Genomic DNA, 19,726 nt, shown 5'->3' on the forward strand with positions numbered 1-19,726 from the left:
ATGGATGTGTTGGAAAAGGAGGTATGTTTTGTGAGCAAACAGGAAGAAGTGCAAATCATCGATTTTGAAGAAATGCTCAGATCGATTGAAAGTCGTCTCGCATCTGCCGGCATGTACGTGCAGCGGGAAGCGATCATCACGATTTTGCAAGCAGAAGAAGCGTTTCTGCTGGAAAAAGGCGTGCTGCAAGAGTATAGCGAGTAAAAACGGACAACCTGCCCTTTTCGGTAGGTTGTTTTTTTGTCAAAAGACGTATGCATGGAAAAGGCAGATGCGGTCAGTGCTTCATGGCGTATACGCGAATGCTTATGGATGGTTAGACGGAAAAAAGAGGAAATGCGACTTCTGTGGTGAATTTGTCCATATCCTTACGACCGAAGAGGTGAATGCTCGTTGCGTGCACAAGGCGTCGAAGCTGGAGCTGCTTCACCTAAAAATGAATGGCTCCATATTATCCAAAACGTACATAACCATATTTTCAAATTCATTCGGAATGAACAGGACGAGTTTATCTTGGAGCTGTCGGAAGGGAAGCTTGCGCATGAGTACGGGATTCACACGGATGCATTGAAAGGCATGCGCATGGAGGATATTTTTCGCAAAACCGATGTAGAGTATATCCTGCCTTACTACCAGGTAGCCGTTGCCGGGCAGACTGTAGAGTATGAACTCGTTCTGGGCGAACGGTATTTTGCCTCGGTATTAACCCCGATCAGCCATGACGGCGTCGTTACGGAAATCATCGGTTCAGCTACGGATATTACTGAATACAAGCTGATGAAACAGCAGATGCAAGAGGCAGAGGAGCTGTACCGCAGTCTGGTCGAGGACACTTTGATCGGCGTTTACATCGCATATGTCGAGGAGCCAGGGTTTGTTTACGTCAATCCGCGGTTGGGGGACATTTTTGGATACAGCCAGGAAGAGCTTGTGAGAATGACCGCCTCTGATCTGGTCATCGAGGAAGAGCGCGGGATCATTCACGGACATCAGGAGCGAAGATTGAACGGCGATCGTTCCAATATCCACTATCAGTTTCGCGGGCTATGTAAAAACGGCAGCAGGATCGATGTCGAAGTTTTGCAAAAAACGAGCATGTACAGAGGCAAACCGGCGGTCATCGGCATTTTGCAGGATATAACCCAGCGCAAGCAAGCGGAGGAGCTTGTGCGCAAATCGGAATTGTTGTCGGTGATCGGCCAGATGGCGGCAGGCGTTGCTCACGAAATTCGCAATCCTCTGACGTCTTTGAAAGGGTTTGTCCAACTGCTGCGAGCGTACCCGGAGGGCAAGGACGAATATTTTGGCATCATGCTGTCCGAACTGGATCGGATCGAGTTTATTATCAGCGAGTTTCTCGTGCTGGCCAAGCCGCAGGTTATCCTCCAGCGCAAGCGGGAAATGCGCCCGCTTCTGGAGCAGATCGTCATGATCGCGGACACACATGCGATTATGCACAATGTCCAAATCATCACAAGCTACGCTGAAAACCTGCCGTCGATTGTCTGCGAGGAAAACCAGCTGAAGCAAGTTTTTCTCAATCTGCTGAAAAATGCGGTGGAAGCGATGCCGAACGGCGGGGAAGTGAAGGTGACGGCGGCTGTGGAAGGGGAGACGATGGTCATCGCCTTTTCCGATCAGGGCTGCGGGATTTCCCAGGAACAACTGGCGAAGCTCGGCGAGCCATTTTTCACGACGAAGCCGAACGGGACGGGCCTCGGCTTGATGGTCAGCTACAAAATTATCGCCAATCACGGCGGGACGATTAGCGTGCGTAGCGGTGAAGGGACAGGCACGACCTTTGAAATCAGATTGCCGATCGGATAGCGCCATTTGCCCGTTTGCTTCTGCCGGAAAAAAACGGTATGATGGTGTAGAGAACCAATATCAGCATAAGGACGTGAACGCATTGACAGAAGATAACAAAGACCTCGAATTGGGCGATATCATTACGCTGGACGATGAAAACGGTGAACCGTTGGGTGATTTTGAAGTAATCGCGATGTTTGACCTGAACGGTAAAGAATATATTGCCTTGACGGAAGCAATCGAAGATGAAGAGGCAGAAGAAGACCTCGATGAAGAAGTAGACATCTTCGTATTCCAAGTTGACGGCGGCGAAATGGTTCCGCTGGAAGAAGACGAGGAAGGCGTTGTTTACGCGAAGCTGAACGAGGTTCTGGAAGGCATTGAACTGATCGACAAAGGCGAATAATCGGGTTGCCCCCAGGAAGCAAGCGGCACTCGTACGCATGAAGAAGCCACTGCTGGTGTCAATGACCAAGCAGTGGCTTTTTGACGTCTCAGTTTTTCATTTGAATAATATTGTCTTTGAGATCGCGCACGACCAACAGGCAGGTGTAATCCGTTTCTTGCAGTTCTCTGACCAGCGCGGAGCATTCGTCTTTGGTCAGCCCGAACTTTTCCAGACGGGTGCGCAGTTCCTCGCCGCCATTGTCAAAAAAGTGGGCTTTGCTGTCGATGTCTCCTACGGCACTCTCGAAGTGGGTGCTGTATTTATAAAAATTGTTGCGCTGGTTCGAGTGGTTTTTATCGGGATTCCATTTCAGCACCCAGATGTCATCCTTATGATAGCCGGACGAATTCAGCGCCTGGATATCTGAAACCAGCTCCTGATCGTAGCGATGAAACTTCACAAACGGCTTGGTAGCACTGATCAAAGTTGTTCCCCCCTATGTCGGCTCAGGAATCGATGCCTTACTAGGATGCCCGCTGGAGCGTTCACGATGAATGGAAAATAGTTCGCCGCAGGCCACACTTGATGCGAAAAAAAGCACAGCGGGAATAATTTCCGGCAGAAGAGAAGGGTTTTTCCAAAACAACCAAGAAAATAAGTAAGAGCAAGCGAGGTTGCTTCGCTTTGACCTTGCTTTGTTGCAAATGCTACACTAATGAAGAAGCGTCATATGCTGGAGTGAATGCGGTGCGTGATCGGCCATCTCGCTAGGGCGGGGTGGTTTTTTTGCCCCATTTTGTGACTGGCGTTGAATACTATGGGAAGCATACGGTACAATAGCGATTAAGTGTTCGCTTTTTTCTGTGAAAAATTCCCTAGGTGGATCGCAAGGGGTTTTTGCGAAAAACAGGCGATGACCTGCGCGGTTACCAAAACGCCAGCAAGTTTTGGACGCTTTTCGAATTAGTAGAGGGGAGAGCGCGATTGAAGGAAACAGACACACTACATACACTGACCTATACCGAGGAAGATATCCAGGTACTGGAGGGCCTGATCGCCGTCCGTAAACGTCCTGGGATGTACATAGGCTCTACCGGAAGCAGAGGTTTGCACCATCTCCTGTGGGAAATCGTCGACAATGCCAAGGACGAGGCGTTGGCTGGCGTCAATGATACGATCATCGTTACTTTGTACAAGGACGGCAGTGTCAGCGTAGAAGACCACGGCCGGGGGATTCCGACCGGGATGCATAAAACGGGACGGCCTGTTCCCGAAGTCATTTTTACGACACTCCACGCCGGAGGGAAATTCGGCGGCGGCGGATATAAAAAAAGCGGCGGCTTGCACGGGGTAGGCTCCAGCGTCGTGGTCGCCTTGTCCAAATGGCTTGAGGTGGAAATCCACCGGGAAGGCAAAGTGCACAAGCAACGCTTCGCTTACGTGGTCGATGAAAAAGGCGTCGAGCATGTCGGCAAGCCGGTTACCGATCTGGAAGTGACAGGTACGACGAGAAGAACGGGAACGACTGTGCGCTTTTTGCCGGACGAAGCCGTATTTGGCAGCGCGCGTTTTGATTACGAGACGATTCGCGACCGTTTCCGGGAGACCGCCTTTCTGTTGAAAAAGCTGCGCATGGTCTTGATCGACGAGCGCGGACCGGAGAAAAAACGCGAAGAGTTTTACTTCGAGGATGGCTTGAAATCGTACGTCTCTTATTTGAATGAGGGCAAAAACACGCTGCACCCCATCGTTTATTTCGAGGGAGAAAAAGACAACGTCTACGTCGAGCTGGCGTTTCAATACAACGACGGTTATGCAGAGACGCTCGTATCGTACGTCAACTCGATTGTCACGACAGACGGCGGTACGCACGTAACGGGCTTCCGCAACGGAACGACCCGGATTTTCAACGAATTTGCGCGGAAAAAAGGGTACTTGAAGGACAAAGATCCCAATCTGACGGGAAACGATTTGCGGGAAGGTTTCCTCGGAGTGCTGTCATTGCAAATGGCTGATGTCCAGTTCGAGTCCCAAACCAAGGACAAGCTGGGGAACGAAGAAGCGCGGGCAATCGTCGAACAAATTGTCTCAGAAAAGCTGGGCTTCTTCCTCGAGGAAAATCCGGAAATAGGCAAGCTTTTGATCGACAAGGCAGTGCGGTCTGCCGAAATTCGCGAGGAGCTGCGCAAACAGCGCGAAGCTTTGCGCGGAGACAAGAAAGGCAAGACGGCGAAAAAACGCAAATCGATCTCGGAAAAATTTACCCCTCCGCAATACCGCGATTCCAAACGCAACGAGCTGTTCCTCGTCGAGGGTGACTCCGCAGGCGGCTCGGCCAAGCAAGCGCGCAATTCCGAGTTTCAGGCGCTGTTCTCCTTGCGAGGAAAACCGTTGAACACGGAAAAGGCCAAGCTGTCCGAAGTGTTGGCAAACGAGGAATTTCGGACGATTTTGGAGGTACTGGAGACGGATATCGGGGAAGAGTTTGACATCGAAAACTGCGCTTTTGACAAAGTCATCATCATGTCAGACGCGGACGTCGACGGCTCCCACATCCAGACGCTGCTCCTCACCTTCTTTTTCCGCTACATGCGTCCGATGATCGCAGCAGGCCACTTGTACATCGCCCAGCCGCCGCTTTACCAGGTGAAAAAACAGGTAAAAGGCAAGCAGACGGAAGCGATCTACTGTTGGAGCGATCAGGAGCTGGAGCAGGCGCTCAAGCGGGTAGGACGAGGTGCAGAAGTACAACGATACAAAGGCTTGGGTGAGATGAACGCCGATCAGCTGTGGGAAACGACAATGGACCCGGAAACGCGCAAACTCATCAAAGTCGAGCTTGAAGACCTCGCTCACTGTGAAAAACTCGTGACGGTGCTGATGGGAGACAAAGTTCCGCCTCGTCGCGAGTGGATCGAGAACCACGTTACCTTTGAAGTGGGAGAGGATGAATAAACATGTTGTCCAATCAGATCATTAACCAGAGCTTCGCGGAGATCATGGGGAAGCGGTTCGGAGACTATGCCAACCTGGTCATTCTCTCCCGCGCGATCCCGGACGCCCGCGACGGTCTGAAGCCTGTACAGCGCCGGATTTTGTACGCGATGTACCAAGAGGGCAATACGAATGACAAGCCGTACCGGAAATCGGCGAAAACAGTCGGGTACGTGATGGGTACATATCACCCGCACGGCGACTCGGCGATTTACGAGACGATGGTGCGCATGGCCCAATGGTGGAAGATGCGTCAGGTGCTCATCCAAGGACACGGGAACTTCGGCAGTCTGGACGCCGATCCGCCTGCAGCGATGCGTTACACGGAGTCCCGCTTGTCCGCACTCGCCAACGAGCTTTTGCGCGATATTGAAAAAGATACCGTCACCTTCATCCCGAACTACGACAACTCGGCACAGCAGCCGGCTGTATTGCCTTCGCGTTTTCCCAACCTTTTGGTCAACGGCGCTTCCGGGATTGCTGTCGGCTTTGCCACGGACATTCCGACCCACAATCTGGGGGAAGTGATCGACGCGGCGATTGCCCAGATGAAAAATCCGGACATCTCGCTCGACGAGCTGATGAAGCACGTCAAAGGGCCGGATTTTCCGACGGGAGGCATCGTGCAAGGTCTGTCGGGAATCCGCAAGGCGTTTGAAACAGGCCGCGGCCAATTCATCATCCGTGCCAAGACGCATGTGGAGGAGCCAAAAGGCGGCAAAGTGAAGAAAATCGTCGTCTCGGAAATTCCTTACGAGGTGGTCAAGTCCAAGCTGGTCGGGCAAATTGACGAGCTGGTCATGGACCGCAAAATCGAGGGCGCGCTGGCTGTCCGCGATGAGACGGGGCGCAAAGAAGCGGAGATGAACAAAGTCCGCATCGTCGTCGACATTCGCAAGGAAGCGGACGAGCAGGCGATTTTGAATTACTTGTACAAAAATACCGACCTGCAAATTTACTACAACTACAACATGAACGTGATTCACGAGGGAACCATCCACCAGATGGGACTCAAAGGACTGCTCAAGGCGTACGTCGATCACCAGAAGGAAGTCGTGACAAAGCGCTGCGAGTACGATTTGGAGCGCAAGTCGAAGCGCGAGCATATCGTGCAAGGGCTGATTCGCGCCAAGTCGATTTTGCGCGAGATCGTCGACACGATCATGGATTCCGAAGACCGTGCCGACGCCAAGAAAAACATCATGGAGAAGTACGGCTTCTCGGATGAGCAGGCAGACGCGATTCTGAGCATCCAGCTCGCTTCCTTGACCCGTCTCGATATCGTCAAGCTGGAAAAAGAGCTGGCAACCCTGGCGAAAGAAATCGAGGAGCTGAAAGCGATTCTTGCCAGCGAGAAAAGGCTGATTCAGGTCATTACAGGCGAGTTGAACGAGATCAAGAAAAAGTACGCGGAAGAGCGCCTGACGGAAATCCAGGGCGAAATCGAGGAAATCAAAATCGATATCGCCATGCAGATCAATGCAGAAGATTGCATCGTCACCCTCACGAACGAAGGGTACATCAAGCGGACAAGCCCGCGTTCCTTCAAGTCGGTCGGGGGAACCCTGGAGACGTGCGGGGTAAAGGACGGGGATAAGGTTCGCTACTTCGTGGAGACGAACACATCCCATACGGCCCTGTTTTTCACGCAGGACGGCAAGTATTTCGCCACACTCGTCAATGCTTTCCCGGACGACAAGTGGAAAGATATCGGTTCTGCGCTGGTCAACGTCATCCCGTTGGAAAAAAATCAGCGGATTGTTGGATTCACCATCGTCGAGAACTTCAAGCAGCCGTTGTTTGTGTACCATGTCAGCAAAAACGGCTTGATCAAAAAGACCGCGCTGTCCGAATATGAAACCAATCGTTCGAGCGCACTCGTGGCTGCCAAGCTGAAATCAGAAGATGACGAATTTGTCCATGTATTCGTAACGGCGGAAGCTGGCGGGATTTTGGGGGCAACCCGCGACGGGATGGGGATTCGCTTCTTGCAGGCAGAAGTCGGGGCGACAGGTCGCGCTTCCAGCGGCGTAAAAGCGATTACACTCGCAGCGGGAGATGAAGTCGTGACGATGCTGCCGACTGAGCTGGAAGACAGCCGAGCGTTTACGCTGTTGACAGAGGAAGGCGTAGTGAAGCGGACAGCGATTGCCGCCATGCCGCTGCAAGGACGGGCTGGCAAAGGCGTGCAGTTGATTCGCAAGCGCAAAAACCATCCGCACCAGCTGACGGCGATTTACCTGGAGGAAACCGTGTACGCCTGGACGGCGCAAAACGAGTGGGTGCCAGTGGACGCGAGCCAGGTGATCGTGAACGAGCAGGGCGGAATTGGCCGCGTCGTCGTGGAAGGCGGCGTCAAAGCGGTTGTCTTTGAAACCGTTTTGCCAACTGATGAACCAAAAGAGGAGCCGACCGCAAAAGGCTCTGGAGAGGGAGAATCCGCAAGCTCGCAGCAAAAGGCGACAGGTGCTCCTGTCAGTTTGTTTGATCTTGGCGAAGAGAAGGAATGATGGAAAATGGCAACTCCGTTTGAAGCGTTTGTATCACCGTTGAGCTGGCAGCAAGTCTCTCTTCTGCTCGACACGGTTCAGTATTTTGAAGAAGCGCCCAAGCTGCTTTCCCTTCCGCAAGAGGAAGGGCCGAGCGTGCCAGTGCCCGTTACGGCAGATACACTGCGGCAGATGCTGGCGAGTTTGGATGAGGACGATGCTTTTTCGCGCAAGCCGTTTGCTCTCCGCTGGGAAGCGGGCGAGGATGCGGACGCTGGAGCTCTTATCGTTGAATTGCCTACTGGCGAAACCGTGAAGCAGCCTGCGGTTTTGTCCGCGTTTTCTCCGGTTTAACCGAATCAGGATGGCTTTAAAGGACGCTTTGGCACATGCTCATGCACCCGCGCAGGGGAAGGGCGGTGCCAAAGCGTTTTTTTACAGTTGCAAGGATTGCCAAAAACTTGGCATGTATGGTACAGTTTGAGCACGTTTCTTTTTGTTTCAAAATGTTAGTTACTTACTGATTGGAGGAGCAAGCAGATGGAACAAACGATGAACCAAAAAGCTTTTGCGGATGTCATTCGCGAACGCAGATCGGTACGTCATTACGACGCATCCGTCAAAATTTCCCGCGACGAGTTGAAAGAGATGCTGGCCGAAGCGACATTGGCGCCATCCAGCTCGAATCTTCAACCTTGGCGTTTTCTGATCATCGACGAGCAGGAGCTGAAAGAAAAGCTGCTCCCGATTGCCTTCAATCAAAAGCAGGTCGTCGAAGCTGCCGCAGTGATCGCCGTACTTGGCGACTACGAGGGCTACAAGCAGGCGGAGCAAATTTACCAGAAAGCAATCGACACCGGCTACATGACAGAAGAAGCGAAAGCAACCATGATCGCCAACATCAACCGCCGTTACGAAAACCGCGAGCGCAGCGTGCTGAAAGAAATTGCGCTTGTAGATGGCGGACTGGTCGCGATGCAATTCATGCTCGTTGCCAAAGCTCGCGGGTATGACACCGTTCCGATGGGCGGATACAACGACGAATTGTTCAAAGAGGCGTTCCAAATCTCGGATCGCTACGAAACGGTCATGCTGATCGCCGTAGGAAAAGCGGCACAGCCTGGACATCCGACTACCCGGCTAGACGTAGATGCCATTACGTTCTGGAATGAGATGCCAAGTAAATAAGCAAGTGTGTGGTACGACAGTCACTGGTCTATGAACCGTGACTGTTTGTTTTTTGATCAGGCAATCTTCCTGTCGGGGTAGAAATCGGGCAGGAGGGGGCGTACAATGAAACAGGACAAGCAACAACCTTACAGACAGAAGAAAGAAGGGTTAGCATGAAACGGATTTTGGCAATCAGCGATATACATGGGGAACTGGACAAGCTGGAGTCGCTGATGGAGCTTGTGAATTACGATGCGCAAAACGATCAACTGATTTTGCTCGGGGATTACGTGGATCGCGGCCCCAAATCGCGAGAAGTGGTCGCAAAAGTGAAACAGCTTCACGAACAAGGAGCAGTTGTCCTGATGGGCAACCATGACCATATGATGGTGAAATCGTTTGAGCAAGACCCTGTTTTTATCGAACGTTGGTTCCGCAATGGCGCTCAAGCTACGTTGGCGAGCTACGGTCACGCAGGCGCTACTACCGAATCTGGCGCACCAGAAGCGTTGGAAGTGACGCCAGAAGTGCAGGAGCATCTCGATTTTCTCGGAGGACTGCGCTGCTTTTTTGAGACAGACGATTATATTTTCGTCCACGGAGGCGTGCATCCCGAGACTCCGGTGGCAGAAACAGACCCGTACAAGCTGATGTGGATTCGCGATGAGTTCCACAAAGGCTATCGCGGGGAAAAGACGGTTGTATTCGGGCATACCCCGACAGAAAATTTGCACGGAAAACACGATGTTTACTTCGGGGACAACAACATCATCGGGATTGATGGCGGCGCTGTTTTTGGCGGCCGTTTGCACTGCCTGGAGCTGCCGAGTCGCAAGGTGTACTCGGTCGAGTAGTCAAGAAAAAGAGACGGCATACCTGTCAGGGACAAGACCAGGGGCCGTCTTTTCTTTGTTTGCGATCGTCTGTATAATAAGAATATTAAGATAATAATGAAGGGAGAATAAGCATTGACCTTAAAAGTCGGCATTATCGGTTGCGGTTCCATTGCCAATCACCGCCATGCTCCCGAATATCGGCAAAATCCTTACACGGACATTTTGCTTGTCTACGATCCGAATCCAGACCGGGCGAGGAAGCTGGCAGACAAATACGGCGGACAAGTAGCGGGGAGCTGGGAAGAAGTCGTACGACATCCTGAAATCGACGCGATCAGTGATTGTTCAACCAACGAAATGCACCATCTGATTACGACACAGGCGCTTTTGGCGGGCAAGCATGTGCTGTGTGAAAAGCCGATTGCGACGACAATCGCAGGGGCGAAGCAAATACTCGCAGCAGCGAACAAGTCGGGCAAAGTGTTGATGATTGACCACAACCAGCGCCTGGTCAGTGCGCATGCCAAAGCGCGGCAGCTGATTGAAGCCGGGGAGTTGGGAAACATTTTGTCGTTCAAAACAAGCTTTGGTCATCAAGGCCCTGAACATTGGAGCGCCAACGGGACAAACGGAACGTGGTTTTTCAAAAAAGCCCGCTCCGCGTTTGGCGTTGCAGGTGATTTGGGCATCCATAAAGTCGATCTGCTCCGGTATTTGCTCCAGGACGAGATTGCGGAGATTAGCGCTTTTTCCGGCGTTTTGGACAAAAAGGATGAACACGGACAGCCGATCGAGGTTTGCGATCATATGTCGTGCCTGCTCAGAACCAAATCGGGTGCGATCGGGACGGCATCTTTTAGCTGGAGCTATTATGGCGATGAAGACAACAGCACGATCTTGTACGGCGAGCGGGGTATCATGAAAATTTTTGCCGAGCCTGAAAAAGACCTGGAGATCATCAAGGCGGATGGACAGCGAGTGCTCTATCAGCTCGGGGCGATGCAAACGAACGACAACCAGACGGCGAGCGGCGTGATCGATGCTTTTGTCGAAGCTATCCGCACGGGACAAGCGCCGATCGCCACAGGCGAGGACGGATTGGCTGCGCTGCGCATTGTCGAGGCGGCGATGGAGTCGGCTGCCACGGGGAGAAGTGTCCGCTTGGAGACGTGACAGGGAATGAGAGCACACATGGCTGGTCACACTAGAAGGGGAGGTGTGATCACATGGAAGGAAACATTCAGGTCAATGGCAAGCATTATCAGTGCGAATGCACATATGATGGGGATTCCCAGTACAACGTTCAAGTGCGCAATGGCAAAAATGTAGTCGCAAACTATAAAATCTCGGCAGGTTCGGAAGGCGAAGTGCTGGAGTCTGCCCAGGCGCATTTTGCCGCAGACGTGGAGCTGGGCAATGTAAAAGGGTAAAACCGGGCAAAACGCAGCCGCCTATTCAGCGGACTGCGGTTTTTTCTTGTCAGCCGCCGCAGAACGTGATACAGTAATATTGTTTCCTTGGAAACCAAATGCATGACAAAGGAGCTGACCGCTGAATTGGATCAGAAAACGAAAATTTGGAATCAGTGGCTGACTCTGCTACATAAACAGGAGGATCGCAGCAAACGGCGCGAGTCCTTACTGCTTGCGAAAATCCGCAGCAGCATCCCTGATTACCAGCATTTGGACAGCCTATCGATAACCGAACTGCACGTCATTTCCGAAATCGGCAGCAACGCACGGGTGAACGTGACGACGATTGCCCAAAAAATCGGGGTGACCAAAAGCGCCATATCCAAAATCACGGTGAAGCTGTTGAAAAAAGGCTTGCTGGAGCGCTATCAGTTGGAAGACAACCAAAAAGAAGTTTTTTTTCGGCTGACAAAAGTAGGCGAGTTGGTCAACTCGATACACGACAGCTTTCACGCGAAGCTGGAGAACGACATGATTCGCTTTTTGGATCGGTACAGCAAGGAAGAGTTGGCTTTTGTCTCCCGGTTTATTGGCGAGGCGACGGAGCAACTGCAAAAGAACTGGGCAGAGGACTAGCGAGGGAGAGAGCATCTCCCTTATTATTTCGGAAGATTGTTTCCTTGGACACAAAAATGATGAGGTGAAGCTGAAAGATGAACGCTAAAAAAGTATTAATGCTGCTCGGGATCACCATTTTGTTCGGTACGTTCGCGCAAAATTTGTTCATGCCGATCCTGCCAGCGATGCAACAAGAGTTTCAGACGAGCGCGTTTCTCGTCAACCTGACGATTTCGCTGTTTACGGTCATGCTGGCGGTTATGCAAATTGTCTACGGCCCGCTCGTGGATCAGTATGGCCGGAAAAAAATCTTGATTCCGGCGCTCGTGTTGTACGCGCTCGCTTCCATCGGTTGCTATCTGGCAGATTCGATTGATATGTTGCTCGTCTTTCGGGCGCTGCAAGGGATCGGTTTCGCAGCGATTCCGATTGTCGCGGCGACGATGATTGGCGACCTGTTTGAGGGCAGCGACAGAGCGAGTGCCATGGGAACGTATCAAATGATGCTGGCAATCGGTCCAGCAATCGGGCCACTGCTCGGCGGCTGGATTGGCGGAGCAGGCGGACATACGGCGGTGTTTGCGTTTTTGGCGGCTACGGCCGTGCTGCTGCTCGCTGGAAACGGACTTTTGCTGCCGGAAACGAAAAGCAGTCTGTCTAGCTCCAGACGGTTTCAACTGAGCGGCTATCTTGCTGTATGCCGGCAACCGACTGGTTTGTCCGTGATCTTGCTCGGCTTTTCACAGATGTTTACGTACTACTGCTTCTTGCTGTTTATCCCTGTGCAGTTGACAAGCTACTATCACTTGTCTGCCGACAAAATCGGCTTGCTTTATTTGCTCGCCTCTGTCGTCTTCATGATCAGCAGCAAACAGGCGATTCGCTTGCAGAAGAGGTGGGGATCGCGAAAAGCGCTCCTCTGGACGGCGGGAATGCACGCTATGGCTACCTTTTTCCTCATGGTGACAGCGAACGTGTCCCTGCCGTTGCTCGTGGCAAGCAGCGCGTTGTTTGCCTTTGCGCTCGGGATCGGGATGCCTGTGCATACGACTCTGCTTTCGGAAGTGTATGAACAGGAACGGGCAACGGCAATCGGCGTCTACAATTTGATCCGCTACCTGGGAATGGCCGTTGGGCCGATTGCTGGAGCAGCCTTGTACGGCGCAGGCGGTGCTTTCCTCGAATTTGGCGGTGCAGGCATTTTGCTCGTGCTGGCGACTTTGCTTGCGAAAAAGCAGATCGGCGCAGCAGCGGCAAACCGAAGCGTGTAAAAGCGAGTTTTGGCGATATCCTTTTCTTCCTCCAGTAAATGTGCTACAACAAAGATTGACACAGAAGAGCGGGAGGAACCAAAACATGCAGCAACAACATGAGCGAGAGCGGCAACCTGACAGGGAGCGCGCGTTTGACAACCCTGTATGCATTCAAACGTTTACCGAGGGCGAATGCCTGGCCCTTTTGCAAAAAATAGAAGAAAGTCGCACCATTCATTCCGAAGAGCAGCTCGATCAGGCAGAAGCCGCTGTTCTTGCCAGGCTGTCAATCTTGCGCATGATGAAAAAAGGCGGAACAGCCATGGCGCAGGAGTGGCTGGACCGGGCTTTGGCGTTGCAACCGAACGATCCGTATGCACTCGGTGCCCAGCTGCGGCTTTTCTTGCTGCAGTTGCGCAGTCATGAACTGGAGACAGCGTTTCCGACCTTGCGGGAGACGGACAATGTAGTCGCCAAAAGGCGGGCGGTGGAAGTGCTGGTAGACAAGGCGCTCCAGGCCCAAGACGACATCGGCAGCTGGCAGGCGATGGCCAAAGCAGCGCTTCGCGTAGCCAACATGCTCGCAGACGAGCAGACGACGGCGTTGGCGGAAGCGATGGTCGCCCTGTACGACAGGCGACAGATGCTGCTGGAAGAGCTGCTTGCGCGCGTGCAAGCTTATGGAGCCTCGCTCTCCGGCGTCTTTTTTTCCGCCGAGCTGCTTGCGCAACTGCAAGAGACGATTCGCGCCCTCAACCAGCAAGCGCAGGAAAAAGAGCAGTTGCTGCCAGAGGAAGATAGCGAGCTGGCGCATGACGGGCCGACCAGCGAGGACCAGGACAAACGGACGGCATTGGAGCAGTTGGAGAGTTTGATCGGTCTGGACGAGATCAAACAGCGCGTGCGCCAGTTGGCCCAGTTTTTGCAATATCGCCAGCTTCGCGAGCAAAAAGGCTGGCACATGCACGACCAGCTCCCGTTGCATCTCGTGCTCATGGGCAATCCTGGCACCGGAAAGACGACATTGGCGCGCTTGATTGCCCGCCTGTACCATGAGCTGGGGCTTTTGGCCAAGGGACAGCTGATTGAAGTAGATCGCTCCCATCTGGTCGGCGGCTATGTCGGCCAGACGGAACAGCGGGTGATGGATGCGATCAAGCAGGCAGACGGCGGCGTCCTGTTTATTGATGAAGCATACAGCTTGAAGCGGCCGGACAGCTCGGGCAGCGACTACGGGCAAAATGCGATCGACACGCTGGTAGCCGCCATGACGAGTGGGGAGTACGCCGGGCGCTTTGTCGTCATGCTCGCTGGCTACCCGGAAGAAATGCGGCACTTTTTGTACGCCAATCCCGGTTTGTACAGCCGTTTTCCCCAGACAGGCCACTTCGTTTTGCCGGATTACTCGGCGGACGAGCTGGTGCAAATTGCCGATGCGGTGGCGGCGCGCAACGATTTTACCTTGACGGATGCCGCCAAGCTGGCCTTGCGCGAGCGAATCGAGAAAGCGCAAGTGGACGACACATTCGGCAACGCCAGAACGGTCACCAGTCTCGTCCTGGATGCGATTTTTGCCAAAGGACGAGCCACGGCGGGCAAAGCTTTGCAATGGGACGATTTCACGATTTTGCGCCCGGAGGATGTTCGCGAGCTGGCTGCGCCCCAGGCGGAAAAGCCTGCGGAGGCAAAGCTTCAGGCGTTGATCGGACTCGATCAGGTGAAATCCGAGTTGAAAAAAATTGCGGCGTACGTCGCGGTGCAGCAGGAGCGCTCGGCAAGAGGCTTGCCCAAGAGCGCGATCGAACTGCACGCTGTATTTACGGGCAATCCGGGTACGGGCAAAACGACCGTCGCCCAGTTGTACGCGCAAATTTTGCAAGAGGTCGGGTATTTGAAGCGCGGCCACCTGGTCACCGTGAGCCGAGCCGATTTGGTCGCGGGATTCGTCGGACAGACCGCCGCTCTCACTCGCAGAAAAGTGCGTGAAGCATTGGGCGGTGTCCTGTTTATCGACGAGGCGTACGCCTTGCTCGGGAGCAGCCAGCAAGACTTCGGTCAGGAAGCGATTCACACGCTCGTGGAAGAAATGACGCGGCACGCGGAAAACCTCGTCGTAGTGCTGGCGGGCTATCCGCAAGAGATGAGCGGCCTTCTGCTGAGCAATCCCGGGCTTGTGTCCCGCTTTAAAAAGTACATTCACTTTGCCGACTACTCGGTGGCGGAGCTGGTCTGCATCTTGCAACAGGCGGCACAGCAGGCAGGCTATGTGATCGAGGCGAGCGCCATTGCAGCGATTGCGCAAAGTCTGGAAACAGCCGAGCAGAAGCAGATGCTGCAAGGAAACGGACGGTTGAGCTACAATCTTTTGCAGGAAGCGATCCAAAACCAGGCGATGCGACTCACGAGTATTCCGCGGGAAGCCTGGGATGAAAAGTTGCTCGCGACGCTGTCGTGGAGCGACTTCGAACCGCTTCTGACCTGGCAATCAGAAGAAACCGGGACAAAAGACTAGGTTTTGTCCCGCACATCTGTCTTCCTACTCTTTTGACAATTCACCCGATCCCGTATAATGGTAATACAAGCCATGAGGGGAAGGGTGTTTTTTCGTTGCAAAAGAAATGGCATGCTACACTATCTACTACCATCGCCGTAACGATGCTGCTGACCAGTTTGCCAGCGGCGGCCAGACAAGAGGGGGAGAGACGGGGCAATATTGAGATCGAAGCCACAGAGGGGCTGGCGATCGAGAAAACGTCAACCAAAAAGAGCGCGTCCGAACTCGTCATCATCCAGTTGTCAGGCCCTGTCCGTGAAGAGTGGAAAGAGAAGCTGACAGACATGGGAGCGACATTGGGCGATTACATACCGGACTACGCTTTCCTGGCAAAGCTTGCAGACGAAGAGCAGCAAGAAGAAATCGAGCAGCTTTCCTTCGTGAAAAAAGTGGTTCCGTTTCAGCCGAAAGCCAAACTGGCACCGCAGCTGCGTTCCTCGCTGGAAAAAGACAAGGCGGTAGAGGTGGCGGTGATCGGCTTTGACCAAAACGTCGACATGGTGCGAACAGTAAGCCGTTTAGCCGATGACGCCGATATGGCAGGGCTTGCCACGCCAGAGGACGCACCGCATATTTCGATCGCTACGATGAACGAGGACGCGATTGGGCAGGTCATCGAGTCAGAGGATGTGATCGCGATCGTTCCGGTGCCGCAAAACGAGCTGCACAACGACATCGCGGCCAGCATCATTCATGCGGATGAGCTGTACTCGACAGGATATACAGGAAAAGGGCAGATCGTCGGCGTAGCGGATACCGGGCTTGATACAGGCAAGCTCAGCTCCATGCACCCGGATTTTTCCGGCCAGGTGAAAAGCTTGTACGCGCTTGGACGACCAGACGATGCGAGCGATCGGCACGGGCATGGGACGCACGTAGCTGGCGCGCTGCTCGGAACGGGAGAAGCTTCGGATCAGCAATATAAAGGAATGGCTCCCGGGGCCAAGCTTGTCTTTCATTCGATTCAGGATCGCAGCGGCAACCTGGTGACGGACGTGGAAACGATTTTGCAGGAGGCGTATGCCGACGGAGCGCGGATTCACTCCGACTCATGGGGAGCGAATGACAACGGGGATTACAGTTTAAGCTCGTTTCTGTTCGATCGCTTCTTGTGGGAGCATCCCGACATGACGGCATTGATCGCTGCCGGAAACAAGGGGCTGGCAGGCTATCAAACGATCGGCAGTCCTGCCACGGCGAAAAACGTCATTGCAGTCGGGGCGAGCGAGAGTGTTCGTCCCAGCTTGGGCGAGCATTCCGACAATCAAGACGAAGTGTGGGAAGAAAGCAGTCGCGGCCTGACAGCAGACGGACGCCTGAAACCGGATATCGTAGCGCCAGGGACATCCATCTTGTCGACCAGGTCTTCGCTTGCTCCGAGCAAAAATTTTGACAAGCGCTTCAACGATTATTATGCCTACATGAGCGGAACGAGCATGGCGACCCCGATTTTGGCGGGCGGTGTCGCGCAAATTCGCCAGTACCTGGACGAGCAGGGGGAAAAAGAGCCAAGCGGAGCGTTGCTCAAGGCCATACTGTTGGCCAGCGCAGATGATTTGGGAGAAGACATGCGCTTGCAAGGCTTTGGCCGTGCCAATCTGCAAGAAGCGATCCAGACGAATTACAAGGATGTACAAGACGGGCTGCGAACGAGAGAAAAAGCCGAGTATGCGATCAAGGTGACGGACAGCTCCAAGCCGCTTGCCATCACGCTTGCCTGGACAGACTATCCCGCGTCTTTTGCCGCCCGGCGCACGCTTGTCAACGATTTGAACCTCAAGGTCACTACGCCAAGCGGCGAGCGCCTGAACGGAAACGACTTTTTCGAAGCGCCTTATGACGATCAGGTCGACAACCTCAACAACGTGGAACAAGTGTGGATTGTGGAACCGGAAAAAGGGACGTACACGGTGACCGTGGAAGGCTACAACATTCCGAAAGGTCCGCAGCCATACGCTCTGGCGACGACGGGAAAATGGGCAAAAGCTGACAATGACGGCGGCGACGATGATGGCGAGACAGGGAATGGCGATAACTACGAAGTCAAGAGCGAACTGAAAAAAGGGACACTCGGCAAGAAAACGCCCTACAAGGAATTTACGATTCGCACCTATAACGCGGGCGAACTGGACGTGTCTGCGCAATGGGATGAGGAAGCCGATGTGAATGTGTACGTGTACGACAACAACACGCGGGAGGAATTGGCCGCTGCAACAGGAACGGATAACCCGGAAAAGCTGACGGTGTCGTTGCCAAAGTCCGGCTTGTTCAAGATTCGCGTCGAGCTTGCGGACGGCAAAGAAGCGAAGTTTCAGATGAATATCAGCTATCCAGGAAAAACGAAGAAGCGTTAGGTTACCCCAGCGATCAAGGAAAAGGACAAAGCTCTGCGCTAGTACCGAGGCAGAGCTTTGTCTTCTTTTTGCAGCCATTGCTGTGCGTGCAGGGCGATTTCCAGACAGAGACGGCGCTCAGGCGAAGCGAAATCGTCTCCGATCAACTCCGCGATTTTTTCCAGGCGATGATACAGCGTTTGCCGATGGATGAACAATTGCTCGGCGGCCGCCTGCTTGGACAGATTGGCATTCAAATAGACGTGCAGCGTCTGGGTCAGTGCTGATCCATGCTTTTCGTCGTGCGCGAGCAGCGGGCCGAGGTAATCGGTGATGAAATGGTCCAGGACAGGCTCGGCCGGAATGTGAAACAGCAGGCGAAACAACCCCAGATCGGAAAAAAACGGGCTGCTAGAGTCGCGCTGGAAGGTGAGCGCCTGCTCCGCTTCCGCCAGATGTCGTCCCGCATCGGACAAACGCTTGCCCACGCGCCCGATCCCGCAGCGAATTTGGGTGTCTGCTCCGAGCATTTGCACGGCGATCCGCTTCAAGTCAGCCCACGCCTTTTCCAATGCGCGCCGGGAATCTGCCCGCGGCTTCGGTTCGATCAGCAAAAAATAAAAGCGGTGGCCCATACAGCGGATGAACGGCAAAAAGCCTTGGCGCGTCAATAGCGAACGGTATATCGCGGTCAATTCGTGCGGCGGGAGGGCGCCTTCTGCGGCTGGTTCCGATTTTTCGCAGGAGACGATCAACGTATGGTAGCTTACTGTTTTCACGCTTCCCGACAACCCAAGGAGTGTACGCATATGATCTTCTGTCATCGGCCGATCGGCGATCAGATCGTCGAACAGTCGGTTTTCCATCACCCGGGCTTGTTCTTCGGCAAACATTTTTCGCATAAAAAACTGGGCCATGGCGGAGACGGTGTTGTCGAGCGCCAGCAGCATGTACTCGTCCGCATCCCGCTCGTACAAAATGACGCCTACATAGGCGAGCAAATGCCCCATTGCCATAACCGGCTGGTAGACGAGCTGCTTGGTCATGGATAACGGGTGGAAGCGGACGCTGGCATCACGGGTGTCCTCTTCGGCAAAAAGCGATGCCATCAGCTCGTTCATCTCTACCTGGACGGAGTGGGGCAAAACGGGAACGTACTGGGCCGCGACATCCGGCGAGTAAAACAACACCTGGGTTTGCACGGCCGCCTGAAAATGCTGGAGCAGCTTGGGGATGCTTGCCGCCTGGAGGCTGAGCTGCTGCAAGCCTCGGGAATACGCCTCCAGATCACGCAAAGCCTGCATCTGGCGATTGATCAAATGCTCGTGCAAGTCTTGGGTAATATCGACAAAGCGCACGGGCTGATGGAAGATGATCAGCGGAAACTCGTGATGATCCGCCATTTCCAGCATGTCAGCCGGAATCGCCGGGATGTATTCGCCAAGCTCGATGCACAGCCCGGATGCTTTGCGCCGAATCAATTCAGCCAAATAGGCAAGCCGCTTCTCTTTTGCCCCGCCAAAACCAAGCCCTGTCGAGAGGATGAGTTCGCCGCCATTGAGAAACTGTCCCGTATCTGCTGTTTCCAGGACATGCACCCAGCGAACCGGACGAGCCAGTCCGCGGTGGCCCGCGACCACTTCTGCGTGCTGGAACAGCGGGCGTTTGATTGCTTCTGTGATCGTCAAGCGCCAGTCATTGCTCATGTGCTTCTCCTTTTCCTGCCCGTCTACGTGAAGAGAGCCTTTTTCCAAACGGACAATTGACACTATGTATGATGAATGCTACCGAATGCTTAGCGTTTTGTCTAGTGATGACAAGCTTTATTTTTGGATAAAATGGAATTGTCAAACAAATGAGCGTAAGGAGT

16 protein-coding genes are annotated in these 19,726 nt (G+C 53.5%); 14 read left to right on the forward strand and 2 right to left on the reverse strand.

Annotation, left to right across the window (positions count from 1 at the left end):
- The 3 genes from IRJ17_RS17050 to IRJ17_RS17060 all read left to right on the forward strand — a co-directional run bounded on the left by IRJ17_RS17050 (position 1) and on the right by IRJ17_RS17060 (position 2,215).
- Entirely contained in the window at positions 1-204 is a 204-nt protein-coding gene (locus tag IRJ17_RS17050) for a hypothetical protein (RefSeq protein WP_122965392.1), read from the forward strand.
- A gap of 189 nt (positions 205-393) precedes the next feature.
- Complete coding sequence (locus IRJ17_RS17055; RefSeq protein ID WP_122965393.1) at positions 394-1,827, forward strand: ATP-binding protein; 1,434 nt, start codon at positions 394-396, stop codon at positions 1,825-1,827.
- Between the two features lie 82 nt (positions 1,828-1,909).
- Positions 1,910-2,215, forward strand: a complete 306-nt coding sequence (locus IRJ17_RS17060) for a DUF1292 domain-containing protein (RefSeq protein ID WP_063228520.1) — start codon at positions 1,910-1,912, stop codon at positions 2,213-2,215.
- A gap of 88 nt (positions 2,216-2,303) precedes the next feature.
- On the opposite strand, the gene IRJ17_RS17065 is transcribed toward IRJ17_RS17060, so the two are convergent.
- Complete coding sequence (locus IRJ17_RS17065) at positions 2,304-2,681, reverse strand: YflT domain-containing protein (protein ID WP_242771191.1); 378 nt, start codon at positions 2,679-2,681, stop codon at positions 2,304-2,306.
- A 500-nt stretch (positions 2,682-3,181) separates the two neighbouring features.
- On the opposite strand from IRJ17_RS17065, the gene IRJ17_RS17070 reads away from it, so the two are divergent.
- The 11 genes from IRJ17_RS17070 (at position 3,182) to IRJ17_RS17120 (ending at position 17,877) form a co-directional block, all read left to right on the forward strand.
- Positions 3,182-5,152, forward strand: coding sequence for a DNA gyrase/topoisomerase IV subunit B (locus IRJ17_RS17070; RefSeq protein ID WP_122965493.1), 1,971 nt, complete (start codon positions 3,182-3,184; stop codon positions 5,150-5,152).
- A gap of 2 nt (positions 5,153-5,154) precedes the next feature.
- A complete protein-coding gene (gene parC / locus IRJ17_RS17075; protein WP_122965395.1) occupies positions 5,155-7,701 on the forward strand; it encodes a DNA topoisomerase IV subunit A in 2,547 nt (848 codons plus the stop codon).
- Between the two features lie 6 nt (positions 7,702-7,707).
- A complete protein-coding gene (locus IRJ17_RS17080) occupies positions 7,708-8,034 on the forward strand; it encodes a hypothetical protein (protein WP_173599492.1) in 327 nt (108 codons plus the stop codon).
- Positions 8,035-8,220: 186 nt separating this feature from the next.
- Positions 8,221-8,868: a nitroreductase family protein gene (locus IRJ17_RS17085; RefSeq protein ID WP_122965397.1), complete on the forward strand. Its 648-nt coding sequence runs from the start codon at positions 8,221-8,223 to the stop codon at positions 8,866-8,868.
- A 155-nt stretch (positions 8,869-9,023) separates the two neighbouring features.
- On the forward strand, positions 9,024-9,704 hold the full coding sequence (locus IRJ17_RS17090) for a metallophosphoesterase family protein (protein WP_242771194.1): 681 nt from the start codon (positions 9,024-9,026) through the stop codon (positions 9,702-9,704).
- Positions 9,705-9,818: 114 nt separating this feature from the next.
- Positions 9,819-10,859, forward strand: coding sequence for a Gfo/Idh/MocA family protein (locus IRJ17_RS17095; RefSeq protein ID WP_173596564.1), 1,041 nt, complete (start codon positions 9,819-9,821; stop codon positions 10,857-10,859).
- A gap of 53 nt (positions 10,860-10,912) precedes the next feature.
- Complete coding sequence (locus IRJ17_RS17100; RefSeq protein WP_063228527.1) at positions 10,913-11,116, forward strand: hypothetical protein; 204 nt, start codon at positions 10,913-10,915, stop codon at positions 11,114-11,116.
- A 102-nt stretch (positions 11,117-11,218) separates the two neighbouring features.
- On the forward strand, positions 11,219-11,734 hold the full coding sequence (locus tag IRJ17_RS17105) for a MarR family transcriptional regulator (protein ID WP_229049693.1): 516 nt from the start codon (positions 11,219-11,221) through the stop codon (positions 11,732-11,734).
- Positions 11,735-11,811: 77 nt separating this feature from the next.
- Complete coding sequence (locus tag IRJ17_RS17110) at positions 11,812-12,987, forward strand: MFS transporter (RefSeq protein WP_173596565.1); 1,176 nt, start codon at positions 11,812-11,814, stop codon at positions 12,985-12,987.
- An 85-nt stretch (positions 12,988-13,072) separates the two neighbouring features.
- Positions 13,073-15,481: an AAA family ATPase gene (locus tag IRJ17_RS17115; RefSeq protein WP_242771196.1), complete on the forward strand. Its 2,409-nt coding sequence runs from the start codon at positions 13,073-13,075 to the stop codon at positions 15,479-15,481.
- Positions 15,482-15,624: 143 nt separating this feature from the next.
- Complete coding sequence (locus IRJ17_RS17120) at positions 15,625-17,877, forward strand: S8 family serine peptidase (RefSeq protein WP_242775292.1); 2,253 nt, start codon at positions 15,625-15,627, stop codon at positions 17,875-17,877.
- 38 nt (positions 17,878-17,915) lie between these two features.
- On the opposite strand, the gene IRJ17_RS17125 is transcribed toward IRJ17_RS17120, so the two are convergent.
- Positions 17,916-19,562 carry a PucR family transcriptional regulator gene (locus IRJ17_RS17125; RefSeq protein WP_242771200.1) on the reverse strand — a complete coding sequence of 549 codons (1,647 nt, stop codon included), beginning with the start codon at positions 19,560-19,562 and terminating at the stop codon, positions 17,916-17,918.
- Positions 19,563-19,726 lie beyond the last annotated feature (164 nt).

The organism is Brevibacillus parabrevis, from assembly GCF_022701015.1.
In the GTDB taxonomy this organism is placed as follows: domain Bacteria; phylum Bacillota; class Bacilli; order Brevibacillales; family Brevibacillaceae; genus Brevibacillus; species Brevibacillus parabrevis.

What these genes read in the sequence shown, in the direction of transcription:
- IRJ17_RS17050 (WP_122965392.1), top strand. Translation starts at nt 1, where the DNA reads ATGGATGTGTTGGAAAAGGAGGTATGTTTTGTGAGCAAACAGGAAGAA.
- parC (WP_122965395.1), top strand. Translation starts at nt 5,155, where the DNA reads ATGTTGTCCAATCAGATCATTAACCAGAGCTTCGCGGAGATCATGGGG.
- IRJ17_RS17080 (WP_173599492.1), top strand. Translation starts at nt 7,708, where the DNA reads ATGGCAACTCCGTTTGAAGCGTTTGTATCACCGTTGAGCTGGCAGCAA.
- IRJ17_RS17085 (WP_122965397.1), top strand. Translation starts at nt 8,221, where the DNA reads ATGGAACAAACGATGAACCAAAAAGCTTTTGCGGATGTCATTCGCGAA.
- IRJ17_RS17090 (WP_242771194.1), top strand. Translation starts at nt 9,024, where the DNA reads ATGAAACGGATTTTGGCAATCAGCGATATACATGGGGAACTGGACAAG.
- IRJ17_RS17100 (WP_063228527.1), top strand. Translation starts at nt 10,913, where the DNA reads ATGGAAGGAAACATTCAGGTCAATGGCAAGCATTATCAGTGCGAATGC.
- IRJ17_RS17105 (WP_229049693.1), top strand. Translation starts at nt 11,219, where the DNA reads ATGACAAAGGAGCTGACCGCTGAATTGGATCAGAAAACGAAAATTTGG.
- IRJ17_RS17110 (WP_173596565.1), top strand. Translation starts at nt 11,812, where the DNA reads ATGAACGCTAAAAAAGTATTAATGCTGCTCGGGATCACCATTTTGTTC.
- IRJ17_RS17115 (WP_242771196.1), top strand. Translation starts at nt 13,073, where the DNA reads ATGCAGCAACAACATGAGCGAGAGCGGCAACCTGACAGGGAGCGCGCG.
- IRJ17_RS17120 (WP_242775292.1), top strand. Translation starts at nt 15,625, where the DNA reads ATGCTGCTGACCAGTTTGCCAGCGGCGGCCAGACAAGAGGGGGAGAGA.
- IRJ17_RS17125 (WP_242771200.1), bottom strand. Translation starts at nt 19,562, where the DNA reads ATGAGCAATGACTGGCGCTTGACGATCACAGAAGCAATCAAACGCCCG.